Consider the following 9,953-nt stretch of genomic DNA (forward strand, 5'->3'; position numbering starts at 1 on the left):
CTGCGGATGCTGGTGGGCACCGGGCTGGCGGGTGCGCTGGCCGTCGCGCTCGGGCTCGGCCACGGCTACTGGGCGGCGATCTCCGCGGCGGCCGTCCTGCACTCGGTCAACGTCCGCACCACCGCGCAGCGCGCCGTCCAGCGCACCCTCGGCACCTTCGCCGGGCTCCTGCTGGCCCTGGCGCTGCTGGCCGCGCACCCGGCCGCCGCAGTGCTGGTGGGGCTGGTGGTCGTGCTCGAGTTCCTGCTGGAGGCCGTCGTCGTCCGCAACTACGCGCTGGGCGTGGTCTTCCTGACGCCGCTGGCGCTGCTGCTGAGCGACCTGGCGGCGCCTGCCCCGGCGGGGGAACTGGTGCGGGACCGGGCGCTGGGCAGCGTGCTGGGGATCGTCGTCGGGCTGGGCTGCGCGCTGGTGGTGGTGCACGGCCACGCCTCGGTCAGGGTGGAGCGGGCGCTGGCGGTGTGCGCGCAGACGGCCGAACGCGCGGAGCGGGCGCTGGCCGGGCGGGCGGGGGTGCCGGTGCTGCTGGTCCAGGTGCAGCTGGCGGTGGCCGTGGTGGAGTTGCGCGAGGCCGGTGACGCCGCGGCGGGTGAGCTGTGGTCGGCGGGGATCGACACGGCGGCCCTGGCCGCCGCCGAGCAGCGCGTGTACCTGCTGCTGGCGCGGCTCGCCGGCCCGCACTGACGGACGCCCGCCGCGGTGTCGGCCGGCCGGGTCAGCGGGCCGCCCGGGTGACGGTGACCTTGAGGTGCTTCATCAGCGGCTGGTCGCTCTGGGTGCTGAAGTCGCCGATGGCGCACAGCACGTTCAGCTCCGGCATGTAGCCGGCGGCGCAGCTGCGGGGGATGTCGTAGGGGATGGCGAGGAAGCCGTGCACAGCGCGCGTGGTGCCGTCCTTGGCGGTGCTGGTGATGTCGACGGGGTCGAACTCCTCGATGCCGCGCTCGCGCATGTCGTCGGCGTTCATGAAGACCAAGGTGCGCAGGTTTTTGATGCCGCGGTAGCGGTCGTCGTCGGAGTAGACGGTGGTGTTCCACTGGTCGTGGGAGCGCATGGTGCCGAGGGCCAGAGTCCCGGGGGCGGGGACCACGTCGGGCAGCGGCGCGGAGGAGAACTCGGCGCGCTCCGACGGGGTGCGGAAGACGAGTTCGCGGGCGGGCTGGCGGATCCGGAAGCCCAGCGGCAGCCGGACCCGGCGGTTGAAGTCCTCGAAGCCGTCGAGGGCCCGGGCCATGGTGTCGCGGATGCGGTCGTAGTCCTCGATGTACCACTCCCAGGGGGTGGCGCTGTCGGGGAGGGCGGCGCGGGCCATACCCGCGATGATGGCGGGCTCGGAGAGCAGGTGGGGCGAGGCGGGCCGCTTCATGCCGAGGGAGAGGTGGACCATGCTCATCGAGTCCTCGACGGAGGTGCTCTGCGGGCCGCCGCGCTGGTGGTCCTGCTCGGTGCGGCCCAGGCAGGGCAGGATCAGGGCCCGGCGGCCGTGCACCAGGTGGCTGCGGTTGAGTTTGGTGCTGACCTGGACGGTGAGGTCGCAGGAGCGCAGCGCCTCGAAGGTGTACGGGGTGTCCGGCGCTGCGAGGGCGAAGTTGCCGCCCATGCCGACGAACACCGTCACCCGGCCACGGTGCATCGCCTCGATGGTCGCCACGGTGTCCAGGCCGTGTTCCCGGGGTGCCCTGATGCCGCAGGCCCGGTCGAGCCGTTGCAGGAACTCCTCGTCGGGGCGGTGGTCGATGCCGCAGGTGCGGTTGCCCTGGACGTTGCTGTGTCCGCGTACCGGCGACGGGCCGGCGCCCTCCCGGCCGAGGTTCCCGCGCAGCAGCAGCAGGTTGACGATCTCCCGGACGGTGTCGACGCCGTGCTCGTGCTGGCTGACGCCCAGGCACCAGCTGACGATGGAGCGGTCGGCGTCCCGGTAGATCCGTGCGGCGTCCAGGATCTCGGCCCGGCTCAGGCCGCTCTGGCGTTCCAGTTCATCCCACGGTGTGGCCTCGCACAGCTCCCGGTACCGCGCGAAGCCGTCGGTGTGCCGGTCGATGAACTCCCGGTCCAGCGCCTTGGGGTCGGAGTGCGCCTGCTCCAGCACGGCTTTGGCCATGCCGCGCAGCAGCGCCATGTCGCCGCCGATCCGCGGCTGGAGGTTCAGGGTGCTGGTCCGGGTGGACTTGAACAGGGCCATGTCGACGAAGTCGTGCGGCACGATGGTGCGGGTCGCGGCGGCCTCGACCAGCGGGTTGATGTGGACGATCTGCGCGCCGCGGTGGTACGCCTCGGCCAGGGCGGTGAGCATCCTGGGGGCGTTGGAGGCGGCGTTGACGCCCATGATGAACAGCGCGTCGGTGGCTTCCCAGTCCTTGAGGTCGACCGTGCCCTTCCCGGTGCCGAGGGAGTCCTGCAGTGCGCGGCCGCTGGCCTCGTGGCACATGTTGGAGCAGTCGGGGAGGTTGTTGGTGCCGAGTTCACGGGCCATCAGCTGGTAGAGGAAGGTGGCCTCGTTGCCGAGCCGGCCGGAGGTGTAGAACGCGGCCCGGTCCGGGTCGTCGAGCTCCCGCAGGGTGCGGCCGACCAGGTCGAAGGCGTCCTTCCAGCTGATCGGCGCGTAGTGGTCGGTGGCCGGGTCGTAGACCATCGGCTCGGTGAGGCGGCCCTGGTCCTCCAGCGCGAAGTCGCTCCACCCGTCGAGTTCGGCCACCGAGTGGGCGGCGAAGAACTCACGGCCGACCCGTTTGCGGGTCATCTCCCAGGTGACGTGCTTGATGCCGTTCTCGCAGATGTCCAGGTGCAGGCCCTTGGTGTCGTCCGGCCAGGCGCACCCGGGGCAGTCGAAGCCGGTGTTCTCGTGGTTCATCCGCATGATGGCGCGCGGGCCGTCCACCAGGGCGCGCCGGGCCGCCAGGACCCGGGTCACGCTCTTGGCCGCGCCCCAGCCCGCGGCCGGGTGGTGGTAGGGCCGGAACTGCGCGGCCTCCTCGGGCGCGGGCCCGGGCTCCGGGCGGTCCTGCGGGTCGTCGGGGGCGTTCACCAGGGTCACCTTCCGCCGTCGGTCGGGTCCGGGTCGCGGGTTCAGCGGTCGTCGTCGGGGTCCGCGGGCTCCGGGGGCAGGCCCACCGCCTCGCGGTCCTCCTCGGTGCGCTGCTCCAGTTCGTCCTCGTCGGGGCGCCTGGGCAGGCCGCGTCCGTGCGCGGTGTCGGGGTCCCCTTCGACCTCCTTGTTCGACTTGTGGTGCGACATGGTGTCCTCCTCGTGGTGCGGGGGCCCGTGGCGGGGTCAGGGGGTCGGATCGGGTCGACCCGGGCCGGTTCGGTCAGCGGCCGTCGATCGGGATCCGCTGGACGGCCGGAGCGACGATGCCGGCGACCTACCGAAGAATCGGTCCGGCATTTCACTGAACGGATCGGATGAGCCGAAGGCCGGGGGGAACGGCACTGACATGGCAGCTCCTGGGACTGGGCACCGATTCCACCTAATCCCGCCCCGCAAACGCCCGCAACCGGAGGGATTTCCGTCGGACCGACAATGGTTCAAATAACCGCCTGACATCCGCTGACGGCCTTTGCGCGAGCGGTCGGTGACGTTCTGTCGGCCGGTTCCGGCGCGGCGCCGACCGGCCGGGGGCGGCCCGGCTCCGGGCCGGGCGGCCGGATGCGGCGCCCGCACGGGGCGACGCGGACGGTGACCGCCGTCTCCCGCAGAATTCGGCGCCCCCGAATATCTGCCGATATAATTTCTCCGAGTGACTGACACCGTCCCGGCCGATATTCAGAAACGGGAGCAGAAATGACCGGTATCCCCGAGCCGATCAGCCCCGACGCCCGTCGGGCACTGGAGCAGGAACTCTCCGTTCTGCGCGGCGAGCGCGACACGGTCGCCTCGACCCTGCACGGCACCGACGCCGACTCCCCCGGTGACCGGGCCGACGAGGCCGACGAGCTGCAGCGCGCCACCGAGGCGGCCCGGCTGGACACCCGGATCGCCGAGATCGAGGCCCGGCTGCGCGAGGCGGCCGTCGCCGGGGCGCCCGACCCCGAGGTGGTCGGGGTGGGTTCCACGCTCACCGTGCAGTTCTCCGACGGAGTGCGGGAGTCCGTGCACATCGACGAGATCGCCGACGAGCAGGACCAGGGCCTGGTGACCTCCGACAGCCCGCTCGGGCAGGCCCTGCTCGGCCACCGGGCCGGTGACACCGTGACCTACCGGACGCCCGAGGGGGCGGACGCCGCGCAGGTGGTGTCCGTCGACACCCCGCCCGGCCGGGCCTGAGCGACCCGCCACCGGCGGCCCGGTGCGGGCAGGCCGGGGGTCGGCCGATCCCACCCGGGCGGACGCCCATCGGGCACCCCGAATCGGACATCTCGCCTGATATCGTCCTGCCTCATGACCCGTTGGCTGCCCGTGTCCGCGCTGCCCCGGCTGGCCGGGTCGATGGCCGTCGGGGCGGTGGTCGGCGTGGCCGTCGCGGCGACCAACGGGACGCCGTTGGGCTTCCTCGCCGGCGTCTCCGCGGCGGAGGCGGTGTTCGTGGTGACCGGCTGGATGGTGCTGTGGCCGATGGACGCGGCCACCGCCCGCAAGGACGCCCAACGCGAGGACTTCCGGCCGGTCCTGGAGGAGCTCGCGGTGATCGCGGCCACGCTGTGCGGGCTGCTCGGCATCGTCGTACTGCTGCTGATCGGCCGCTCGAACGCTGGCCACGCCGCAGCGGCGACCGCGCTCGGCGGGGTGTTCATGGCCTGGGCGGCGCTGCAGCTGATGTACGCCACCCGCTACGCGCACCTGTACTTCTCGAGGTCCGCCCGCGGCATCGACTTCAACTGCGACGAGCCGCCGACCTACCGCGACTTCCTCTACTTCAGCTACAACCTCGGCATGACCTACCAGGTGTCCGACACCTCGGTCACCAGTCCGGCGATCCGCGCGGTGGTCCTGCGGCACTGCCTCCTCTCGTACGTCTTCGGCGCCAGTATCCTGGCGACCACGATCAATCTGGTCGCCGGAGTCGTCACGGGCTGAACACTGGAGGGCTCACGTGAAGGAGTGGATCGCCGCGGTCGAGGCCGAACTCGGGATCGACCTGGAGGTCGACGTCACGGGACTGCTCGACCTGACCAAGGTGGTCGCGCACGGCGTGGCCCGCCCGGCGGCTCCGCTGACGGCCTTCCTGGTCGGGTACGCCGCCGCGCAGGCGGGCGGCGGTCCGGCCGCGGTCACCGAGGCGAGCCGCAAGGTGGCGGCCCTGGCCGAGCGCTGGACGGCCGGGCAGGCGGACGGCTCCGCCGACGCGTGAAGCCGTGACGGCGGCATCCGGGCGGATGCCCGGGTGACGCCCGCCCGTTCCGCGGACCGCGAGCAGGCCCACCCCGTTGCGCCGGCAGCTCAGTGGCCGAGCCACTGAACCACGCCGCCGGACGCCCGTCAAGGTCCCAACTCCCCCACCAGGAAAGCTGGCCGAGAAGTGGATGAGCCACTGTTCCACCTCTTTACCGGCGGGTAGCCAGGCCCCATCCTTTGGTACGCCGGTTCCCGCCGCGGACCCCGTGCTGCTGGTCCGCGCCCGGCCGTACCCGCCTGTCTCCCCCGCCCTCCCAGGAGGTGGCCCGTGTTCCGTTCGCGTGTCCGCACCAGCGTGCTGGCCCTGAGCCTGGCCCTCGGGGCGTGGGGCGCCGCCCTGGCGCCCGCCGCCGCGGCGGCCCCGCCCCACCCCGACCCGTCCACCGGCGCGGCCGCCACCGGGACCTCGGCGGCCCTGTTCACCGAGCCCCCGTTCGCGGCCACCTGCACCTGGCACCGCTTCGGCGAAGGCGAACAGCCGCCGCTGTGGCTGCTGTTCGTGAACCCGCTCTGCGTGGAGTACAGCAAACGCGACATCACCTTCGACAACGGCGGCGCCCTGCGCTTCCTGCTCGCCGAGCCGGCCCGGTTCGCGGTCGCCCTGAGCACCTGCCGCTACTACCAGCGCGACCACTGGAGCGTGCAGTCCACCACCGGGGCCACCCCCTACGTGGCCTGGGACGGCCAGTACTGGTGGGACCGCAGCGCCCGGCGGGCCGGCGCCCGGCTGACCGGCTTCCGGGTCGACGGGCGGACCGTGGGCATCGGCGACGCGGTCGCCGCCCTGCGGGCCGGCGGCTTCGCCGACCTCGCCGACCTGCTCGACGACTACGGCCGGAGCCCCGGCGAGAGCGGGGCGAACGTCCCGCTCCCGTTCGACCTGCGCTGCGCCCTGGCCGGGTGAGCCGTGACGCCACCGGAGTTCGACCGGCGGGCCGTGCTCAAGGCCCTGACCGCCACCCTCACGATCCTCGCCGCCGGCCGCTTCACGCCCGCGGCCGCGGCCGAGCGCACCGCCGACACCGCCGCCGCCTCGGCGAGCTGGACCGTCCAGACCCTCGAAGCCTTCGCCGACACCCTGATCCCGGGCGAGCGCCGCCACCCCGGGGACCTCCCGATCGCCGGAGCGGTCACCGGCCCCGGGGCGGTCCAGGCCGGCGCCGTCGACGTCCTCACCTCCCCCGAACTGCCCCTGGCCCCACTGCTGCCCGCCATCGGCGCCCTGCTCGACACCCGGGCCGCCGCCTACGCGCTGACCCACCTCCTACTGCTGCCGCCGACCTCCCCCGCCTTCGTCGGCCTGCCGTTCAAACACCGGACGGCCCTGGTCGGCGGCCTCTTCGACCCCGGCGACCTGGACCGGCAGATCTGGCAGGTGCTCAGCCTGATGGTCGGCCTGGCCTTCGACACCGCCGCCCACCTCGACACCCGGCAGGCCCTGGCCGGCCGCCACCCCGGCCTGGCCTGGCTGGGCTTCCCCGCCCCGGACGCCGACGGGCTGTGGCGCTTCCCGCAGTACTCCTACGGCCGCGCCCTCGCCGACCTGCACCCCGCCACCACCGCCTCGGGGAGCCCGGCATGACCGCCCCCGAGACCACCGACGTCCTGGTCATCGGCAGCGGGTTCGGCGGCGCCATCCCCGCCTACCACCTCGCCGCGGGCGGCGCCCGGGTCACCGTCCTGGAACGCGGACCACGGCTGGCGGCCGCCGACTTCACCCACTCGCTGCGCCTCGGCACGTACAACCGGATCGTCGACGTCATCCAGGGCGACGGCGTCAGCGTGGTCGCCGCGAACTGCGTGGGCGGCGGCAGCGTGGTCTACTTCGCCGCGTCGCTGCGCGCCCCGGCCTTCGCCTTCGAACGCCGGGGCGGCCTCGGCCGGCGGATCTGGCCCGCCGCACTCACCCGGGCGAACCTGGACCCCTGGTACGACCGGGTCGAGGAGTCACTGCCCGTCACCCGCACCGACTGGCCGGACGTCTCGTACGCCGGCGGGGTGCTGGCCGCCGCCTGCCGCCGGGCCGGACGCACCTGCAACCCGGTGCCGCTGGCCGTCGACACCGGCCGGTGCACCAACTGCAACTGGATGCTGTCCGGCTGCCGCTTCGACGCCAAGCGCTCCCTGCTGCTGAACTACCTGCCCGGCGCGGAGGCCCACGGCGCCACCGTCCGACCGCTGCACGAGGTCCAGCTGCTCACCCCGTCGACGGTCACCGGGTACCGGTACGCCGCCGCCTACACCGTCCTCGACCCCGGGGACTACGGCTGCACCGCGCAGGGCGGGGTGATCCACGCGAAGGTCGTGGTGCTGGCCGCCGGGACCGTCGGCACCCCGGTCATCCTCCAGCGTTCCGCGCTGGCGCTGGGCGGCATCCCGTCCGCGGTCGGCCGGTACTTCTCCGGCAACGGGGACCGGGTCAGCGTCGCCGACGTGGACGAGGGGAAGGCCCGGTCCCTGCTGGGCCTGTCCCGGCCGGACGGCACCGCCTACCAGGGCCTGCCGATCGGACGCCCGATCACCGCGGCCAGCTTCGACCACCTGGACCCCACCGCCCCCGAGTACAGCCGGTTCACCCTCCAGCAGATCTACTTCCCGCCGCTGACCAACCTGCTCGCCCAGGCCGCCGGCCCGCCGCCCTGGTTCGGCACCGCCAAACGGGAGCTGCGGGCCCGGTGGCGCTCCTGGCTCACCCTGCTGGCCATGACCGAGGACGACAACGAAGGGACCTTCGGGCCGCCCCCGCTCACCGGGAGCGCCACCCGGCTCGCGCCCGGGCTGGGCCTCGGCACCATGAGCTACCACCCCACCGCCCGGACCCGCACCGCCTGGCAGCGGGCCGACGGGGCGCTGCGCGAGATCCTGGAGAAGGACGGCCTGGCCCAGGTCCGCCCGTGGTCCGAGGACGTGGCAGCGACGGTCACCGCCCACCCGATCGGCTCGGCCCGCCTCGGCGACGACCCGGCCACCAGCGCGCTCACCGACACCCACGAACTGCGCGGCCACCCCGGGCTGTTCGTCACCGACGGCGCCGCGGTGCCCGCCGCGCTGACCGTCAACCCCTCGCTCACCATCGCCGCCCTCGCCGAACGCTCCGCCCCGGCCGTCACCGCCCGCGCCCGGCAGGCCGGCGTCCCCGTCACCTACGGCGCCCCGCCACCGGGCCGCTGACCGCAGGCCCCTCGCACCTGGAAAAGCAGTGGCGCGGGCGCGCGCCGCGCGGGCACGATGGCCCGCATGTACCCGTACGCCATCGCCGAGTTCCCCGCAGCCGCGGGCGCGATGGCTGCTGCCCTGGCACTCGCAGCCGCATTCGACGGCGCACGACGCTGACCTTCCCCGGGAAGTCCCGGGACCTCGGACGGGGAAGGTCGGCCCGTCACTGAGGTCCCGTCACCGTGCTGACGATTCCAGGAAGAAGAAGATCCGTCATGGCCAAGCAGGCCTTCGTACGCACCAAGCCGCACCTCAACATCGGCACCATGGGTCACGTCGACCACGGCAAGACCACCCTCACCGCCGCCATCACCAAGGTCCTCGCCGAGCGCGGCGGCGGCACGTTCGTCCCGTTCGACCGGATCGACCGCGCCCCGGAGGAGGCCGCCCGCGGCATCACCATCAACATCTCGCACGTCGAGTACGAGACCGCGACCCGCCACTACGCGCACGTCGACATGCCCGGCCACGCCGACTTCGTGAAGAACATGATCACCGGTGCCGCCCAGCTCGACGGCGCGATCCTGGTGGTCTCCGCGCAGGACGGCGTGATGCCGCAGACCGCCGAGCACGTCCTGCTGGCCCGTCAGGTCGGCGTCGAGCACATCGTCGTCGCGCTCAACAAGGCCGACGGCGGCGACCCGGAGCTGCTCGAACTGGTCGAGCTGGAGGTCCGCGAACTGCTCACCGCGCAGGGCTACGACGGCGCCGGGCTGCCGGTCGTCCGGGTGTCCGGGCTGCGGGCGCTGGAGGGCGACCCGCGGTGGTCGGCGGCGCTGCTGGAGCTGCTGGACGCGGTGGACGCGTACGTCCCCACGCCGGTGCGCTACACCGACGTGCCGTTCCTGCTGCCGGTCGAGAACGTGCTCACCATCACCGGCCGCGGCACGGTCGTGACGGGCGCGGTCGAGCGCGGCCGGGTCCGGCTGGGCGACCGGGTGGAGGTGCTCGGGTACGACGCCGACCTGGTGTCCGTGGTCACCGGGGTCGAGACCTTCGGCCGCACGATGGAGTCGGCGGAGGCCGGCGACAACGTGGCACTGCTGCTGCGCGGCGTCCAGCGCGGGCAGATCCGCCGGGGGCAGGTCGTCACCGCGCTCGGCACCGGATCGGTGCACACCCGCTTCACCGCCCGGGTGCACCTGCTGCCGGCGGCCCAGGGCGGCCGGCGGACGCCCGTCACCAGTGGCTACCGCCCGCAGTTCTACCTGCGCACCGGCGACGTGGTCGGCGACCTGGAGCTGCCGGACGGCGGGCCCGCCCGGCCGGGCGAGACCGTCGACGCGACGGTCACGCTGGGCCGTCCCGTCCCGCTGGAGCCGGGACTCGGCTTCGCCGTCCGCGAGGGCGGCCGGACCGTCGCGGCGGGCACGGTGCTGACGGTCGGCGAGTAGCCCGGCCCGGGC

General features: G+C 73.7%; 9 protein-coding genes and 1 pseudogene. 8 read left to right on the forward strand and 2 right to left on the reverse strand.

Annotation, left to right across the window (positions count from 1 at the left end):
- Window positions 1-684 (forward strand): FUSC family protein (locus AA75_RS33050; RefSeq protein ID WP_033824043.1); only part of this gene is annotated, 684 nt, incomplete at its 5' end.
- Window positions 685-715: 31 nt separating this feature from the next.
- On the opposite strand, the gene AA75_RS33055 is transcribed toward AA75_RS33050, so the two are convergent.
- Together AA75_RS33055 and AA75_RS51100 are read right to left on the reverse strand one after the other, a co-directional pair.
- Complete coding sequence (locus AA75_RS33055; protein WP_033824044.1) at window positions 716-3,025, reverse strand: FdhF/YdeP family oxidoreductase; 2,310 nt, start codon at window positions 3,023-3,025, stop codon at window positions 716-718.
- 41 nt (window positions 3,026-3,066) lie between these two features.
- Window positions 3,067-3,234 (reverse strand): hypothetical protein, encoded by a 168-nt coding sequence (locus AA75_RS51100; protein ID WP_199520473.1) that lies wholly within the window; start codon window positions 3,232-3,234, stop codon window positions 3,067-3,069.
- A 546-nt stretch (window positions 3,235-3,780) separates the two neighbouring features.
- On the opposite strand from AA75_RS51100, the gene AA75_RS33060 reads away from it, so the two are divergent.
- The 7 genes and pseudogenes from AA75_RS33060 to tuf all read left to right on the forward strand — a co-directional run bounded on the left by AA75_RS33060 (window position 3,781) and on the right by tuf (window position 9,941).
- Window positions 3,781-4,263, forward strand: a complete 483-nt coding sequence (locus tag AA75_RS33060; RefSeq protein ID WP_033824045.1) for a GreA/GreB family elongation factor — start codon at window positions 3,781-3,783, stop codon at window positions 4,261-4,263.
- Between the two features lie 114 nt (window positions 4,264-4,377).
- Complete coding sequence (locus AA75_RS33065; RefSeq protein WP_033824046.1) at window positions 4,378-5,013, forward strand: DUF1345 domain-containing protein; 636 nt, start codon at window positions 4,378-4,380, stop codon at window positions 5,011-5,013.
- A 16-nt stretch (window positions 5,014-5,029) separates the two neighbouring features.
- Window positions 5,030-5,287, forward strand: a pseudogene (locus AA75_RS33070) (DUF6457 domain-containing protein); the annotation flags it as partial.
- A gap of 312 nt (window positions 5,288-5,599) precedes the next feature.
- Window positions 5,600-6,235, forward strand: coding sequence for a hypothetical protein (locus AA75_RS33075; protein ID WP_033824048.1), 636 nt, complete (start codon window positions 5,600-5,602; stop codon window positions 6,233-6,235).
- 3 nt (window positions 6,236-6,238) lie between these two features.
- Window positions 6,239-6,913, forward strand: coding sequence for a DUF5987 family protein (locus AA75_RS33080; protein ID WP_233289296.1), 675 nt, complete (start codon window positions 6,239-6,241; stop codon window positions 6,911-6,913).
- Complete coding sequence (locus AA75_RS33085; RefSeq protein WP_033824049.1) at window positions 6,910-8,502, forward strand: GMC family oxidoreductase N-terminal domain-containing protein; 1,593 nt, start codon at window positions 6,910-6,912, stop codon at window positions 8,500-8,502. Before AA75_RS33080 ends, AA75_RS33085 begins: the two co-directional genes overlap by 4 nt.
- 260 nt (window positions 8,503-8,762) lie before the next feature.
- Window positions 8,763-9,941, forward strand: a complete 1,179-nt coding sequence (tuf, locus tag AA75_RS33090) for an elongation factor Tu (RefSeq protein WP_033824050.1) — start codon at window positions 8,763-8,765, stop codon at window positions 9,939-9,941.
- The last annotated feature ends 12 nt before the right edge of the window (window positions 9,942-9,953 follow it).

The organism is Kitasatospora sp. MBT63, assembly GCF_000710465.2.
Lineage (GTDB): Bacteria > Actinomycetota > Actinomycetes > Streptomycetales > Streptomycetaceae > Kitasatospora.

Bases quoted from the DNA above. Each gene is read 5' to 3' on its own strand.
- tuf (WP_033824050.1), top strand. From the start codon at position 8,763: ATGGCCAAGCAGGCCTTCGTACGCACCAAGCCGCACCTCAACATCGGC.
- AA75_RS33065 (WP_033824046.1), top strand. From the start codon at position 4,378: ATGACCCGTTGGCTGCCCGTGTCCGCGCTGCCCCGGCTGGCCGGGTCG.
- AA75_RS33085 (WP_033824049.1), top strand. From the start codon at position 6,910: ATGACCGCCCCCGAGACCACCGACGTCCTGGTCATCGGCAGCGGGTTC.
- AA75_RS33060 (WP_033824045.1), top strand. From the start codon at position 3,781: ATGACCGGTATCCCCGAGCCGATCAGCCCCGACGCCCGTCGGGCACTG.
- AA75_RS51100 (WP_199520473.1), bottom strand. From the start codon at position 3,234: ATGTCGCACCACAAGTCGAACAAGGAGGTCGAAGGGGACCCCGACACC.